The following is a 13,992-nucleotide window of genomic DNA, read 5'->3' on the forward strand; positions in this document are numbered from 1 at the left end:
ACAAGGTCCGCAGATTATTCGTAGGTGCGCTTCGGCGTCAGGACCACCTGGGCCGGCTGGCTGCGGTGAATCTCACTGCGCTGCTGCAGCTCGAAGGCCGGATCACGCTTGCTGACCCGCTTGCCCAGCAGGGTCGACAGCCATGGATAATCGGCCTTGCGCGGCACCTGGAAGACCACTTCGCACTGGTAGTTGACGACATCGTCGGCGATATCGTCGAGCTGCCGACGCAGCTTGCCGATATCCCGGATATCCAGGGCGATCACGGTGCTTGGCGCCGTCGGGTCGATCACCTTGGCCTTCGGCTTGGCTTCGGCCGCTTTCAGCGCTGCTTCGGCACGGTCCAGCTCGGCCTTGCGCGCCTGGGCGATGGCACCGTTGACGCCGCCGGTCAGGGCCGGAGCCTTGGGCATCAGGGCACGGGCGCGGGCCAGGGCGGTGGCGGCAGCATTCACATCACCCTTCTGCAGGACGATCTGGCTGCGTTGCAGATACGCCTCGGCCAATTGCCGCTGGTACTGTTCGAGGCGGCTGTCGTCCGGCGCTTGGGCCTGCAACGCGGCCAACTGGTCCTCGGCGGTGGCCAGTTCACTGCTGGCGATACTCTGCTGCAATTGCTGCCAGGCATCCGGCGTGGCAGGCACGGCGGCGCTTTCGACCGGCTTGCCTGCGCAAGCGGTCAGAATCAGGGAAAACGCGGCAAGGAGCAGATAACGGGAGGCGAACGGCTTCATTCCTACGACTCTCTATTTGCGCGAAAAACGAGCAAGTCTACACCCAGTCCGTGGGCGGGAACATCATTCCTTCGCTGGCGCTCGCGGGGTGCATGGGGGCGGACGCCACCGCGCAGGCGGCGTTCGCTGTTGCATTCAGCGCTTGGGCAGGGCCAGGCTCAGCAAGAATAGCACCGCGGCACAGACCACGATCGAGGGCCCTGCGGGGGTGTCCTTGAACCAGGACATGGCCAGGCCGCCACAGACCGCGACGACCCCGATAAGACTGGCGCCAAGGGCCATTTGTTCCGGAGAGCGTGCATGTCTTTGCGCGGCGGCGGCGGGGATGATCAGCAACGACGTGATCAGCAGCACGCCGACGATCTTCATGGCTACGGCGATGACGATCGCGATCAGCAGCATCAGTGCCAGGCGCAGGCCGGCCACCGGCAGGCCTTCGACCCGGGCCAGCTCTTCATGCACGGTCACCGCCAGCAGCGGCCGCCACAGCGCCACAATCAACAACAGCACCGCTGCGCTGCCACCGAGGATCCAGGCCAGATCGGCCGGGCTGATCGCCAGCAGGTCGCCGAACAGGTAGCCCATCAGGTCGATGCGCACATCGCGCATGAAACTCAACGCCACCAGGCCGAGGGACAGGGTGCTGGGGGCAAGGATACCGAGCAGGGTGTCCGAGGCCAGCGGCTGGCGCTGCTGCAAGGTGACCAGGAGCAACGCCAGCAGCAGGCAGCCGACCGTTACCGCCAGCGCCGGGCTGATGTCGAGCATGAAGCCCATGGCCACGCCGAGCAGTGCGGCATGGGACAGGGTGTCACCGAAATAGGCCATGCGCCGCCAGACCACGAAGGAACCCAGGGGGCCGGCCACCACGGCCAGGGCCAGGCCTGCGAGCAGGGCGTAGAGCAGGAAATCAGCCATGCTTGCAGTTTTCTCCATGCACATGCGGGGTGACCACCGAACCATGCAGGTCGTGGCTGTGGTCGTGATGATGGTGATAGATCGCCAGGCTTGGCGCGTTGTTGCCGAACAGCTCGACGAAGGCCGGGTCGCCGCTGACCTGCTCCGGATGCCCGGAACAGCAGACGTGACGATTGAGGCAGACCACCTGGTCGGTGGTGCTCATGACCAGGTGCAGGTCGTGGGAGACCATCAGCACGCCGCAACGGTGGCGGTCGCGCAGGCGGGTGATGAGGCTGTACAGCTCGGCCTGGCCGGCGACGTCGACGCCCTGGACCGGTTCGTCCAGCACCAGCAGCTCGGGCTCGCGCAGCAAGGCGCGGGCCAGCAGCACGCGCTGCATCTCGCCGCCGGAAATGTTCTGGATCGGGCTGTCGATCACCTGTTCGGCACCGACTTCCTCCAGGGCCGCCAAGGCGGCGGTGCGGTCTACGCCCGGAACCAGGCGCAGGAAGCGCAGAACCGAGAGCGGCAGGGTCGCGTCCACCTGAAGCTTCTGCGGCATGTAGCCGATACGCAGCTTCGGCTTGCGCCAGACGCTGCCGCGATCTGGCTTGAGCAGGCCGAGGACGGCGCGCACGAGGGTGGTCTTGCCGGCGCCGTTGGGGCCGATCAGGGTGACGATCTGCCCGGGGTCGACGGTCAGGTCGATGCTGTCGAGGATGCTCTGCCCGGCGATGGTCACTCCCACCTGCTGCAGGCGGATCAAGGCATTGCTCATCAGGCGCTCCGGCAACTGGCGCAGATGCCGACGACTTCCACGGTCTGCGCCTCGACGCTGAAACCGACCTCCTTGGCACTGGTGACGATGGCGTCGCTGATCGCCGCCTGCTCGAGCTCGATCGCGACATGGCACTCGCGGCAGATCAGGAATTGACCCTGGTGCGCATGTTCCGGGTGATTGCAGCCGATAAAGGCGTTGAGCGAGGCGATGCGGTGCACCAGGCTGTTTTCCAGAAGGAAATCGAGGGCCCGATAAACGGTTGGCGGCGCAGCGCGACGGCCATCCTGTTCGCTCAGTACGCCGAGGATGTCATAGGCACCCAGCGGTTTATGGCTCTGCCAGACCAGTTCCAGCACACGCCGGCGCAACGCGGTCAGGCGCAGCCCCTGGCGGGCACACAGGGCATCGGCTTCGGCCAGGGCAGTGTGGACGCAATGGGAATGGTCGTGTGGGCGGTTGGCCAGCGGGGTAATGGGCATGGGCGGCGACGGTTCTGGTGAGAGACGTTATTATGTTACCTCTCTTTGCATCAATGAGCGCTTATCGTGTCCCGATTTTTTGCCCTTTTTGTCGCTTTTGCCTCAACCCTGGTCGTGCTGGCCCCGGCCCGCGCCGACGTTCGCGTTCTGACCAGCATCCAGCCGCTGCAACTGATTGCCGCAGCGGTCCAGGACGGCGTCGGCAAGCCGGAAGTGCTGCTGCCGCCGGGCGCTTCGCCGCACCACTATGCGCTGCGTCCGTCGGATGTACGGCGGGTAGCGGAGGTTGACCTGCTGTATTGGATCGGGCCGGACATGGAAAGCTTCCTGCCGCGTGTCATCACTGGGCGCAGCAAGCCTACCGTGGCGGTGCAGGATTTGCCCGGCATGAGCCTGCGCCACTTCGGCGAGGACAGCCAATCCCATGAAGAGCATGACGCGCACGGGGATGACCCTGATGAACATGACCACGACCACCGCCCCGGCAGCCTCGATGCCCACCTGTGGTTGTCCACGGTCAACGCCCGGGTGATCGCCGCGCGCATGGCGGCGGACCTGAGTGCGGCGGATCCGGCCAATGCCGCGCGCTACCAGAGCAACCTGAAGGGCTTCGAGCAGCGCCTGGATGTGCTGGACCAGCGCTTGAAACAGCGACTGGCCGGCGTCGCGGACAAGCCGTTCTTCGTCTTCCACGAGGCGTTCGATTACTTTGAATCGGCTTATGGGCTGAAGCATGCAGGCGTGTTCAGCGTGGTCCAGGAAGTGCAGCCGGGCGCCCAGCATGTGGCCGCCATGCGCAAGCGCTTGCAGGAGGCAGGCAAGACCTGTGTGTTCAGTGAGCCGCCACTGCGGCCGCGCCTGGCTGAAACCCTGACCGCCGGTTTGCCGGTGAAACTGGCGGAACTGGATGCGCTGGGCGGGACGCTGCCAGTGGATGCCAAGGGCTACGAGACCTTGCTGGCGAACCTGGGGAACGGGTTGGCGGGGTGTCTGGAAAGCCTATAAAGTCCCTGGCAACGACGCTGTACCCTGTGAGAGCGGGTTTACCCGCGATTGCTATGGTGGAATCACTATCGCAATCGCGGGTAAACCCGCTCCCACAGGGTCCGCGTGATCCTTATAGGGCGAAATGCAGTGCCAGGCTCACATCCTGCCGCGCCTTCAAGCGCACCTCGAACTCCACCGGATCGTGAATCATCACATCCATCCCCGCGAACGATTCCGCCGCGATCAGGCGCGACAGCCAGAAGCGCACGCACGCGACCCGCAGCATCACCGGCCAGAGCTCGGCTTCCGCCGCCGTGAACGGCCGCAGTGCCGCATAGGCGCCGAGGAACGCCCGCGCTCGCGGCAGATCGATCGCTCCCGCCTCGTCACAGCACCAGTCGTTCAGGCTGATCGCCAGGTCATACAGCATCGGCCCCGAGCAAGCGTTGTAGAAGTCGATCACACCGGTCAGGTGCGTGCCTTCGAACATTGCGTTGTCACGGAACAGGTCGGCATGCACGTTGGCCCGTGGGAGCGCCATGATCCGTGCGTGATTGGCGCTGATCTCGTCCAGGCTGGCTTTCAGCAGGGCTTGCTGCCCGGCATTCAGTCGCGGCATCAATTCGTTGCCGGCCTGCAGCATCCAGTCCAGCCCCCGGTCGGTCTTGCGTTCCAGTGTGTGTTCGCGGGTCGCCAGGTGCAGGTGGCCCATGAAATCGGCGACCTGCATGCAGTGCTGGGCGTTGGGCGCCTTGATGTGCTTGCCGGCCAGGCGCGGTTGCAGCAGCGCCGGCTTGCCGGCCAGCTCGCGCAGGGCCACGCCGTCGGTGGCGGGCAAGGCATAAGGCACCGGCAGGTCGGCCTGGTGCAGCACCTCGAGCAGTTCGACGAAGAACGGCAGGTCCTGGATCGGTCCGCGCTCCACAAGCGTCAGCACGAACTCCCCCTGTTCGAGGCTGATGAAGAAATTGCTGTTCTCGGTACCGGCGGCGATGCCCTGGAAATCCAGCAGGCGGCCCAGTCCATAGGGGGCCAGGAAGGTTTCCAGCTGTGGCCGGGTCAGGGGGGTGAAGACAGACATGGTCAAAAACTGCTCAGTCAGGCACGTCGTCGCGACGTGCCGGGTGGATGTTAAGGGTCCGCGTTACCACTCGAAGATTTTCCAGGAGGGAATCAGCATGTCGGGTTGGTCGGACCGGATGAAGTTGGCGTCGCTACCGTCGGCACGCACCAGGAAGTACGGCTTGCCGTTCTTCGGTGTGACCTTGATCGCGTACAGGAAGCCGTTCTGACGGTATTCCTGAATGGTTTTGTCACCTTCCGTGCGAATGGTTACTTCCGGCTCGGCCGAGGGCGCTTCGTCCGCTGCCAGGGCTGCGACCGGCGTGCCGACGAGAAGGCCGAGCAACAACAGGCGATTGAATGTACCCATGATAACCTTGTCCCTTTGTCGTCAATGTTCCGGACATTCTAGCGCCGGGCCCGTCGAAAAGGTTGATTCCGCTCATGAGCCAAACCCCCCTCGTCCTGGTGGACGGTTCTTCGTACCTCTACCGTGCCTTCCACGCGCTGCCGCCGCTGACCACGTCCAAGGGCATGCCGTCCGGGGCTGTAAAGGGTGTGCTGAACATGCTCAGGAGCCTGCGCAAGCAATATCCGGACAGCCCGTTCGCGGTGGTCTTCGATGCCAAGGGCGGAACGTTCCGCGACGAGATGTTCGCCGACTACAAGGCCAACCGCCCGAGCATGCCCGACGACATGCGCGTGCAGATCGAACCGCTGCACGCCGCCGTGCGTGCCCTGGGCTTCCCGCTGCTGTGCGTCGAGGGTGTCGAGGCCGATGACGTGATCGGCACCCTGGCCCGCAGCAGCGCTGCGGCAGCGCGCCCGGTGGTGGTGTCCACCGGCGACAAGGACATGGCGCAGCTGGTGGACGAGCACGTTACGCTGGTCAACACCATGACCGGAACCGTGCTGGATATCGAGGGCGTAAAAGGGAAATTCGGTGTCGCTCCGGAACAGATCATCGACCTGCTGGCCCTGATGGGCGATACCGCCGACAACATCCCGGGGGTCAAGGGTGTCGGCGAGAAGACTGCCGTCGGCTTGCTGGTCGGGGTCAATGGCGGCCTCAAGGAGCTCTACGACAACCTCGACCTGGTGCCGTCCCTGCCCATCCGTGGTGCCAAGACCCTGCCGGCCAAGCTGCTGGAAAGCAAGGAAATGGCCTTCCTCTCCTATCGCCTGGCGACCATCAAGTGCGACGTCGAACTGGACGTCGGCCTGGATGACCTGCACCTGGGCGAGCCGGATCGCGACAAGCTCATGGAGCTCTACACCGAGCTGGAGTTCAAGGGCTGGATCGACGAACTCGAGCGCGAAGCGCGCCGTGCCGCGCAGCCGGCCCCGGTGGCGGTGCTGGATGTCACCGTGGCGGCGGTCAGCGACGAGGCGCTGGTGGTGGCCGAGGTCGAGGTGCCGGTCGAGCCGGATTACGAGACCATCCTCGACCAGGCGCGTTTCGATGCCTGGTTGCAGAAACTCAAGGACGCCCCGCTGTTCGCCTTCGACACCGAAACCACCGGCATCGACGCGCAGCAGGCGCAACTGGTGGGTGTGTCCTTTGCGGTGAAAGCCCATGAGGCGGCGTATGTCCCGCTGACCCACAGTTACCCCGATGCCCCCGCGCAACTGGACCGCGACAGCGTGTTGCTGGCCCTGAAGCCGCTGCTGGAAGACCCGCAAAAGCTCAAGGTCGGCCAGCACGCCAAGTTCGACATGAACATCCTCGCCAACTGCGCGATCGGCGGCGACCCGGCCAACGGCATCACCGTGCGCGGCATCGCCTTCGACACCATGCTCGAATCCTACGTGCTCAACTCCACGGCGATCCGCCACGATATGGACAGCCTGGCGAAGAAGTACCTCGACTACAGCACCGTCAAGTTCGAAGACATCGCTGGCAAGGGCGCCAAGCAGGTGACCTTCGACAAGATCCACCTGGACAAGGCCGGCCCCTACGCCGCCGAAGACGCCGACGTGACCCTGCGCCTGCACCAGACGCTGTTCGCGCAGCTCCAGGCGATCCCGTCCCTGGCCAGCGTGCTGACCGACATCGAGATGCCGCTGGTGCCGGTGCTGGCGCGGATCGAGCGCCAGGGCGCGCTGGTCGATCCCGAATTGCTGAGGCTGCAGAGCCAGGAGCTGGGCGACAAGATGGTCGAGCTGGAGCGCGAGGCCATCGAACTCGCCGGTGAGCCGTTCAACCTCGGTTCGCCACGCCAGCTAGGCGCGATCCTTTACGACAAGTTCGGCCTGCCGGTCTTGAAGAAGACCGCCAAGGGCCAGCCCTCCACTGCCGAAGAGGTGCTGGACGAACTGGCCGAGGAAGGCTATCCGCTGCCACGGGTGCTGATGCAGTACCGCTCGCTGAGCAAGCTCAAGAGCACCTACACCGACCGTCTGCCCGAGCAGATCAACCCGCGCACCCAGCGCATCCATACGTCCTATGGCCAGGCGGTCGCGGCCACCGGTCGCCTGTCGTCCAGCGATCCGAACCTGCAGAACATCCCGGCCCGCACTGCCGAGGGGCGGCGCATCCGCCAGGCGTTCATCGCGCCACCGGGCTACAAGCTGCTGGCGGCCGACTACTCGCAGATCGAGTTGCGCATCATGGCCCACCTGTCCGGCGACGAAGGCCTGATGAACGCCTTCCGCAACGGCCTCGACGTGCACACCGCGACTGCCGCCGAAGTGTTCAACGTGGCCCTGGACCAAGTGACTTCCGACCAGCGCCGCAGCGCCAAGGCGATCAACTTCGGCCTGATCTATGGCATGGGCGCGAAAAAGCTCGGCAAGGACATCGGCGTCGAGACCAAGCAGGCCAAGGCCTATATCGATGCCTACTTCGCCCGCTACCCGGGTGTGCGCCAGTACATGGAAAGCACCCGCAAGCTGGCCGCCGAGCAAGGCTTCGTGGAAACCCTGTTCGGTCGTCGCCTGTACCTGCCGGCGATCAACTCCAGCCGCCCGATGGAGCGTGCCGGAGCTGAACGTACGGCGATCAACGCGCCGATGCAGGGTACCGCGGCGGACATCATCAAGCGCGCCATGGTCGCGGTGGACAACTGGCTGGAAAGCTCCGGGCTCGATGCCCGGGTAATTCTCCAGGTACACGACGAACTGGTGCTGGAAGTGCGCGAAGACCTGGTGGAGCAGGTGCGTGAGGACATTCGTCCGTACATGAGCAACGCTGCGCAACTGGATGTTCCGCTGGTGGTGGACGTTGGAGTGGGGGCGAACTGGGACGAAGCGCACTGAACATCGGGGAATGTCTGCGACATAAGGTCGCGCGAAATGCCCGACTCCGGCAGTCGGGCATTAAGAGAATTCCTACTTATCGCAAATAGTTTCTACACGCCCGGAACTAATCCGGTGAACCGACACTCAGAGGTACTGAATGGCTGGTGAAGCCCTTCAATGCTCCTATGTTGTGTTAAGTGTTGGCAGATATCCGGACCCCGCCCTAGCGGTTCGGAACTTGAACCCCGAACTTCCCCCTCCCCATACGAAGTCCGGGGTTTTTTTTTGCCCGGATTTCGCCGGGCAGCCCTTATGCCTCGGGCTTGTCAGCCAGTTCCAGCCAACGCGCGAGGACGGCGTAGGCTTCTTCCAGCCCCTGCCGTTTCGGTGCCGAGAACAGCTGGATGGTGATGCTGTCACCCCAGCCCTTGCGGATTTCCGACTGCACCTTGAGCAGCGTGTTCTTGGCCGCGCCGAAGGTCAGCTTGTCGGCCTTGGTCAGCAGGATATGCATCGGCATGCCGCTGGCCTTGGACCAGTCGAGCATCATCTTGTCGAAGTCGGTCATCGGATGGCGCACGTCCATCATCAGGATCAGGCCCTTCAACGCTTCGCGGCTGCCCAGGTAGGCCTCGAGGTGGCGCTGCCAGTGCTGCTTGAGCGGAATCGGCACCTTGGCATATCCGTAGCCCGGCAGGTCGACCAAACGCCGATCGTCATCCAGACTGAAGAAGTTCAACAGCTGGGTCCGGCCCGGGGTTTTCGAGGTACGCGCCAGGCTGGCGTGGGTCAGGGTGTTGAGCGCGCTGGACTTGCCGGCGTTGGAGCGGCCGGCGAAGGCGACTTCATAGCCTTCGTCAGGTGGACACTGGTCGACCTTGGCGGCACTGAGGGCGAATCTTGCCGTCTGGCAAAGTCCGAGGATGGGGTTTTTGACTTGCATGGGATGTCCGAAGTGAGCGTTGCCCGGGGTGGGTGCGGCAGGGTGTGTCGTTTCCGTTTCGGCAACGGGAGTATATAATGCCCTAGATTTTGTGTGCGCATTATCCCAGCGTAGGAGGATGTGCACGGGGGCTCAGACTTTAAAGGTTGCGCACTAGAACGCAATGAGCTTCCAACCCTGAAGGGTCGTTCGATGACGAAATGGCTGCTTGCAATCGGTGTCTTGATACCGTTTTCCAGCGCTCAGGCTACACAGGATCCCGAGGCGTTGTACAACCGCACCTGTGCGGCCTGTCACGCCGGGCAGCTGCCACAGGCCCCGAAAGCCGGTGATCGTGCAGCCTGGGAGCCAAGGCTGGCGCAGGGTATGGAGATATTGGTCGGGCATGTAACCCAGGGTTTCAAGGCTATGCCACCGCGTGGATTGTGCATGGACTGCAGTGCCGAGGACTACCAGGCGATCATCCAGTGGATGAGCGGTAGGCCCGATACATAACTCTTTCACCCTTAGCCGTAGTTGGATTAGCTGATGAACAAACTGATCGTGAGTCTGCTGTTGACCCTGGGCGTTACAGGCGGCGCCAATGCCGCTGGCACTATCGTTGGCGATGCCGCTGCCGGTCAGGCAAAAGCGGCCGTTTGTGGGGCGTGTCACAGCCCGGACGGCAATAGCGTCGCGCCGAACTTCCCGAAACTTGCAGGCCAGGGTGAGCGTTACCTGACCAAGCAGCTCCACGACATCAAGGACGGCAAGCGCACGGTCCTGGAAATGACCGGCCTTCTGACCAACCTCGGCGACCAGGACCTGGCCGACATCGCCGCCTACTTCGCCAGCCAGAAAGGCAGCGTCGGTGCTGCCGATCCGAAACTGGTCGAACAGGGTCGCGCCCTGTTCAACGGCGGTAACCTGGAAAAAGGCCTGCCCGCCTGCACCGGTTGCCACTCGCCGAATGGCGCTGGCCTGGCAACCGCCGGCTTCCCGCACCTGGGCGGCCAGCACGCCCAGTACGTTACCAAGCAACTGACCGACTTCCGCGAAGGCAACCGCACCAACGATGGTGATGCCACCACCATGCGCACCATCGCTTCCAAGCTCAGCAACAAGGAAATCGAGGCGCTGGCCAGCTACATCCAGGGCCTGCACTGATCCGTCCGGCGGCAACGTTAACGCTGCGTTAATGGCGCGTGCCGAACATGAAAAGGGTGGCCTCGGCCACCCTTTTTTCATTCTTCAGCCGTTACACTTACGAACTCGGACCCGCCTTGGCCTGTCAGAAAGACAAGTCGTTTCAGGGCGACTCAAAGACTGCACAGGAGCAAAGCATGCGTAATCTGATTCTCAGCGCCGCGCTGGTAGCTGCCAGCGTTTTCGGTATGACTGCCCAGGCCGCGGAACCGGTCGCCGGCAAGGAATACATCGAGCTGAGCAACCCGGTGCCGGTATCCCAACCGGGCAAGATCGAGGTCGTCGAACTGTTCTGGTACGGCTGCCCGCACTGCTACCACTTCGAACCGACCATCAATCCCTGGATCGACAAGCTGCCCGCCGACGTCAACTTCAAGCGCGTGCCGGCCATGTTCGGCGGCCCATGGGATGCCCACGGCCAGATGTTCCTGACCCTCGAAGCCATGGGCGTCGAGCACAAGGTGCATGCCGCCGTCTTCGACGCCATCCAGAACCAGCGCAAGCGCCTGACCGACCCGCAGGACATGGCTGACTTCCTCGCCACCCAGGGTGTCGACAAGGACAAGTTCCTCGCCACCTTCAATTCCTTCGCGATCAAGGGCCAGGTCAACCAGGCCAAGGAACTGGCGAAGAAATACGAGATCACTGGCGTGCCGAGCATGGTGGTCAACGGCAAGTATCGCTTCGACCTGGGCAGCGCCGGTGGCCCGGAAGGCGTGCTGAACGTTGCCGACCAGCTGATCGCCAAGGAGCGCGCCGCGAAGTAAGCGGCGATGATCATGGCGCGCTGGAGAAGCGAGCGGGTAGTCGGCCTGTGTGATCCACGGATCAACGAGCTGCATGTCGGCGAGGACAACCTGCCAAGGGACGGTCGCCTGCGCCTGCTCAGCTTCAATATCCAGGTCGGGATCAGCACCGAGCGCTATCGACACTACGTGACGCGCAGCTGGCAGCATCTGCTGCCACATGTGGGACGCGCCGGCAACCTGCAGAAGATCGGCGCGTTGCTCAACGACTTCGACCTGGTGGCCCTGCAGGAAGCCGACGGCGGCAGCCTGCGCTCGGGTTATGTCAACCAGGTCGAGCATCTCGCCCATCTCGGTGCTTTCCCCTACTGGTACCAGCAGCTCAACCGTAATCTCGGGCGCTTCGCCCAGCACAGCAATGGCGTGCTGAGCCGGCTCAAGCCGCAGCTGCTCGAAGACCACCCGCTGCCCGGCCCTGCCGGTCGCGGGGCGATCCTGGTGCGTTTTGGCGAAGGCGAGGACGCCCTGGTCGTGGTAATGATGCACCTGGCCCTGGGCTCCAAAACCCGCGCCCGCCAGCTTGCCTATATCCGTGAGTTGATCGGTGGTTATCGTCACCAGGTGCTGATGGGCGACATGAACACCCACGCCACCGACCTTCTGCAACATTCCCCCCTGCGTGACCTCGGCTTGATCGCGCCACAGGTCGAAGCCACGTTCCCCAGCTGGCGCCCGCAACGCTGCCTGGACCATATTCTGCTCAGCCCGAGCCTGACCCTGGAAAAGGTCGAAGTGCTTTCGCAGCCGATTTCCGATCATTTACCGGTCGCCGTTGAGATTCGTTTGCCTGACGCCCTGACTGTGGATACGCTTCCGGTTTTGCGTTAATCCCCCCTGATTGCGGGCCCGGGCATGAGCGACGAAGCAGAGCGCTGGAAAGAGAAGTACCTCAAGAGTATCGAACAGCAGGAAAAGCTGGAGCGCCGTTGGGAGGCCCGCCTCGACCTGCTGCGTCGCGGTCTCGTGCGCAGTACCCTGGCCGCTGAGGGCAGCGACCGTGTGGTAGACGAGTGCATGAAGGAAATGCGCGATGTCATCCGCTCCGACAACATGGACGCTGGTCTTGCCGGACTCATTCCCCGTCTCGAAAAAGCCGTGCTCGACTCCGAGCAGCGCCGTGCCACGCGGGTAACCCAGGTAATCACCGCGTTGACGTCGCTGGTCAACCAGCTGCAAACGCTGTCCTTGCCCAGCGAGGTGCGGCGTCCCTTGAAGAAGCTCGGCAAGCAGGTCGAGGCCCGTGCTGGCCAGTCGCGGGAAATCCCCTTGCTGTTGAGTGAGCTGAGCAAGCTGCAGGGCGAAGCGATCGGCGTGCTGACCCATCCCGAGGAACAGAACAGACCGGGCTTTCTGCAACGGTTGTTCGGCGGCCGCGATGCCGCGGAAGAAGTGCCGTCGGCGGCGCCGGTGGGCGAGGCGCCTGTCGTGCCGGCCGCGCCGAAGGCCGAAGTTGCCCCGGTTGCCGATATAGACGAACTGCGACCTTCTTCCCGGACAGCTGATGCCTGCGCAACCAGTGCGCCTGCGGCGGATATCGATACTGCGTCTGAGGTGCCTGTCCCTGTCACTGCCGCTGTGACAGCGACCGCGGTTGCCGAGCCTGAGGTTGCCGATCCGGCTCCAATGGAACTGGAGGTGGTGGCGGAGCCCGCCAATCCAGAGCCTGTCGAAGCCGTTTCACGCGAAGAGGAGCCTGTGCAGCCGGAGCCGGTCGTGGAGCTGACCGCGGAACAGATGCTCTACGCCCTGCCCGACGGTACCGAGCCAACCTACAGCTCGGTGGCGACCCATATCGAGCACACCCTGCTCGGGCTGCTCAACGACCTGGCCCTGCCGGAGCGCCACCGTCCCCAGGCGGAGTCCATGCGCCAGCGCCTGGAGCATGGCCTGAACTGGTATGAGTTGCTTCCGGTGCTGGATGATCTGGCGGTACTGATGCTGGCCATCACCGACAGCGGGCAGCATGAGTTCGAAGCCTATCTGAAACAGCTCAATGAGCGTCTGGAGTCGTTCCAGAGCCACCTGCAGGAGGCCAGCGAAGGCCACGCCGACAATCAGTCCGCCGAACGTGACCTGAACAGCCAGTTGCGCGAACAGGTCGACGGCCTGCACAGCAGCGTGCAGGGCGCGGCTGATCTGGAAAGCCTCAAGCACGTGCTGGAGGGGCGTCTCGAAGGGCTGCTTGGCGTCATGGACGAGCACCAGCAGCAGCGCGACAAGCGCGAAGAGGAAATGGCCAACCGCCTCAAGGGGCTGTCCGAGCGGGTCGCCCACATGGAGCAGGAGGCCCAGGGCTACCGCGAGCACCTGGAGGAGCAGCGTCAAAAAGCCTTGGTCGATCCGCTCACCGGCCTGCCCAACCGCGCCGCCTGGTCCGAGCGTCTCGAGCTGGAAGTTGCTGAATGGGAGGAAAAAGGCGGCCAGTTGCTGATGGCGATCCTGGACCTGGATCACTTCAAGCGCATCAACGACAGTTATGGCCACCTGGCTGGCGACAAGGTCCTGAAGATCGTCGCCAACGAACTGCGCAAGCGTCTGCGTCCTCGGGATTTCATCGCCCGCTTCGGTGGCGAGGAATTCGTTCTGCTGGTGCCACAGACAACGGTGACGGGTGGTCTACAGTTGGCGGAGAGCCTGCGTGCAGCGGTGGAGGCCTGCCCGTTCCACTTCAAGGGTGAGCGCGTCACCATTACCCTGTCGGTGGGTATGACCGAGTTTCGCGATGGCGAACGCAGCGACACGGTGCTCAAGCGCGCCGACGAAGCGCTTTACCGGGCCAAGCACCTTGGACGCAATCGCTTGCAACTCGGATGAACGACCCCACAGGAGGCACGTTATGCTATTGCATTGCACACTTCCCAGGCAGTCCTTTTCC

At 63.6% G+C, this 13,992-nt stretch carries 14 protein-coding genes; 7 read left to right on the forward strand and 7 right to left on the reverse strand.

What is annotated here, in order from left to right; all coding sequences use genetic code 11:
* Positions 1 to 14: 14 nt before the first annotated feature.
* The 4 genes from ACPFMA_RS00335 to zur form a co-directional block, all read right to left on the reverse strand.
* Positions 15 to 734 carry a PA5502 family lipoprotein gene (locus ACPFMA_RS00335; RefSeq protein WP_425929496.1) on the reverse strand — a complete coding sequence of 240 codons (720 nt, stop codon included), beginning with the start codon at positions 732 to 734 and terminating at the stop codon, positions 15 to 17.
* Positions 735 to 869: 135 nt separating this feature from the next.
* Positions 870 to 1,652, reverse strand: a complete 783-nt coding sequence (gene znuB / locus ACPFMA_RS00340) for a zinc ABC transporter permease subunit ZnuB (protein ID WP_064303918.1) — start codon at positions 1,650 to 1,652, stop codon at positions 870 to 872.
* Positions 1,645 to 2,412, reverse strand: a complete 768-nt coding sequence (gene znuC / locus ACPFMA_RS00345) for a zinc ABC transporter ATP-binding protein ZnuC (RefSeq protein ID WP_064303917.1) — start codon at positions 2,410 to 2,412, stop codon at positions 1,645 to 1,647. The genes znuB and znuC overlap by 8 nt, the downstream gene beginning before the upstream one ends.
* Positions 2,412 to 2,894 (reverse strand): zinc uptake transcriptional repressor Zur, encoded by a 483-nt coding sequence (zur, locus tag ACPFMA_RS00350; protein WP_420058531.1) that lies wholly within the window; start codon positions 2,892 to 2,894, stop codon positions 2,412 to 2,414. Before zur ends, znuC begins: the two co-directional genes overlap by 1 nt.
* A gap of 66 nt (positions 2,895 to 2,960) precedes the next feature.
* Here zur and znuA point away from each other — a divergent pair, with 66 nt between their 5' ends.
* Complete coding sequence (znuA, locus tag ACPFMA_RS00355) at positions 2,961 to 3,899, forward strand: zinc ABC transporter substrate-binding protein ZnuA (protein WP_064303915.1); 939 nt, start codon at positions 2,961 to 2,963, stop codon at positions 3,897 to 3,899.
* Positions 3,900 to 4,011: 112 nt separating this feature from the next.
* Here the strand turns inward: znuA and ACPFMA_RS00360 are convergent, their stop codons facing one another.
* Positions 4,012 to 4,962 carry a homoserine kinase gene (locus ACPFMA_RS00360; protein ID WP_425929497.1) on the reverse strand — a complete coding sequence of 317 codons (951 nt, stop codon included), beginning with the start codon at positions 4,960 to 4,962 and terminating at the stop codon, positions 4,012 to 4,014.
* Positions 4,963 to 5,025: 63 nt separating this feature from the next.
* Entirely contained in the window at positions 5,026 to 5,313 is a 288-nt protein-coding gene (locus ACPFMA_RS00365; RefSeq protein WP_009401712.1) for a DUF2782 domain-containing protein, read from the reverse strand.
* 74 nt (positions 5,314 to 5,387) lie between these two features.
* Between ACPFMA_RS00365 and polA the strand changes: the two genes are divergently transcribed.
* Positions 5,388 to 8,201 carry a DNA polymerase I gene (gene polA / locus ACPFMA_RS00370; RefSeq protein WP_420058534.1) on the forward strand — a complete coding sequence of 938 codons (2,814 nt, stop codon included), beginning with the start codon at positions 5,388 to 5,390 and terminating at the stop codon, positions 8,199 to 8,201.
* A 292-nt stretch (positions 8,202 to 8,493) separates the two neighbouring features.
* On the opposite strand, the gene yihA is transcribed toward polA, so the two are convergent.
* Entirely contained in the window at positions 8,494 to 9,126 is a 633-nt protein-coding gene (yihA, locus tag ACPFMA_RS00375; protein ID WP_064303913.1) for a ribosome biogenesis GTP-binding protein YihA/YsxC, read from the reverse strand.
* A gap of 192 nt (positions 9,127 to 9,318) precedes the next feature.
* Between yihA and ACPFMA_RS00380 the strand changes: the two genes are divergently transcribed.
* The 5 genes from ACPFMA_RS00380 to ACPFMA_RS00400 all read left to right on the forward strand — a co-directional run bounded on the left by ACPFMA_RS00380 (position 9,319) and on the right by ACPFMA_RS00400 (position 13,931).
* Positions 9,319 to 9,621: a c-type cytochrome gene (locus ACPFMA_RS00380; protein WP_009401707.1), complete on the forward strand. Its 303-nt coding sequence runs from the start codon at positions 9,319 to 9,321 to the stop codon at positions 9,619 to 9,621.
* Between the two features lie 33 nt (positions 9,622 to 9,654).
* Positions 9,655 to 10,272 (forward strand): c-type cytochrome, encoded by a 618-nt coding sequence (locus ACPFMA_RS00385; RefSeq protein WP_064303912.1) that lies wholly within the window; start codon positions 9,655 to 9,657, stop codon positions 10,270 to 10,272.
* Between the two features lie 176 nt (positions 10,273 to 10,448).
* Positions 10,449 to 11,078, forward strand: a complete 630-nt coding sequence (gene dsbA / locus ACPFMA_RS00390) for a thiol:disulfide interchange protein DsbA (protein ID WP_009401704.1) — start codon at positions 10,449 to 10,451, stop codon at positions 11,076 to 11,078.
* Between the two features lie 12 nt (positions 11,079 to 11,090).
* Positions 11,091 to 11,945, forward strand: coding sequence for an endonuclease/exonuclease/phosphatase family protein (locus tag ACPFMA_RS00395; RefSeq protein ID WP_064303925.1), 855 nt, complete (start codon positions 11,091 to 11,093; stop codon positions 11,943 to 11,945).
* A 24-nt stretch (positions 11,946 to 11,969) separates the two neighbouring features.
* Positions 11,970 to 13,931, forward strand: coding sequence for a GGDEF domain-containing protein (locus tag ACPFMA_RS00400; protein ID WP_420058535.1), 1,962 nt, complete (start codon positions 11,970 to 11,972; stop codon positions 13,929 to 13,931).
* Positions 13,932 to 13,992: the final 61 nt, after the last annotated feature.

The organism is Pseudomonas sp. NyZ201 (genome assembly GCF_049860765.1).
Taxonomy (GTDB): domain Bacteria; phylum Pseudomonadota; class Gammaproteobacteria; order Pseudomonadales; family Pseudomonadaceae; genus Aquipseudomonas; species Aquipseudomonas bharatica.

Excerpts from the sequence above, each read along its gene's own strand:
- ACPFMA_RS00335 (WP_425929496.1), bottom strand. The coding sequence starts at position 734 with ATGAAGCCGTTCGCCTCCCGTTATCTGCTCCTTGCCGCGTTTTCCCTG.
- znuB (WP_064303918.1), bottom strand. The coding sequence starts at position 1,652 with ATGGCTGATTTCCTGCTCTACGCCCTGCTCGCAGGCCTGGCCCTGGCC.
- znuC (WP_064303917.1), bottom strand. The coding sequence starts at position 2,412 with ATGAGCAATGCCTTGATCCGCCTGCAGCAGGTGGGAGTGACCATCGCC.
- zur (WP_420058531.1), bottom strand. The coding sequence starts at position 2,894 with ATGCCCATTACCCCGCTGGCCAACCGCCCACACGACCATTCCCATTGC.
- ACPFMA_RS00360 (WP_425929497.1), bottom strand. The coding sequence starts at position 4,962 with ATGTCTGTCTTCACCCCCCTGACCCGGCCACAGCTGGAAACCTTCCTG.
- ACPFMA_RS00365 (WP_009401712.1), bottom strand. The coding sequence starts at position 5,313 with ATGGGTACATTCAATCGCCTGTTGTTGCTCGGCCTTCTCGTCGGCACG.
- polA (WP_420058534.1), top strand. The coding sequence starts at position 5,388 with ATGAGCCAAACCCCCCTCGTCCTGGTGGACGGTTCTTCGTACCTCTAC.
- yihA (WP_064303913.1), bottom strand. The coding sequence starts at position 9,126 with ATGCAAGTCAAAAACCCCATCCTCGGACTTTGCCAGACGGCAAGATTC.
- ACPFMA_RS00380 (WP_009401707.1), top strand. The coding sequence starts at position 9,319 with ATGACGAAATGGCTGCTTGCAATCGGTGTCTTGATACCGTTTTCCAGC.
- ACPFMA_RS00385 (WP_064303912.1), top strand. The coding sequence starts at position 9,655 with ATGAACAAACTGATCGTGAGTCTGCTGTTGACCCTGGGCGTTACAGGC.
- dsbA (WP_009401704.1), top strand. The coding sequence starts at position 10,449 with ATGCGTAATCTGATTCTCAGCGCCGCGCTGGTAGCTGCCAGCGTTTTC.
- ACPFMA_RS00395 (WP_064303925.1), top strand. The coding sequence starts at position 11,091 with ATGGCGCGCTGGAGAAGCGAGCGGGTAGTCGGCCTGTGTGATCCACGG.
- ACPFMA_RS00400 (WP_420058535.1), top strand. The coding sequence starts at position 11,970 with ATGAGCGACGAAGCAGAGCGCTGGAAAGAGAAGTACCTCAAGAGTATC.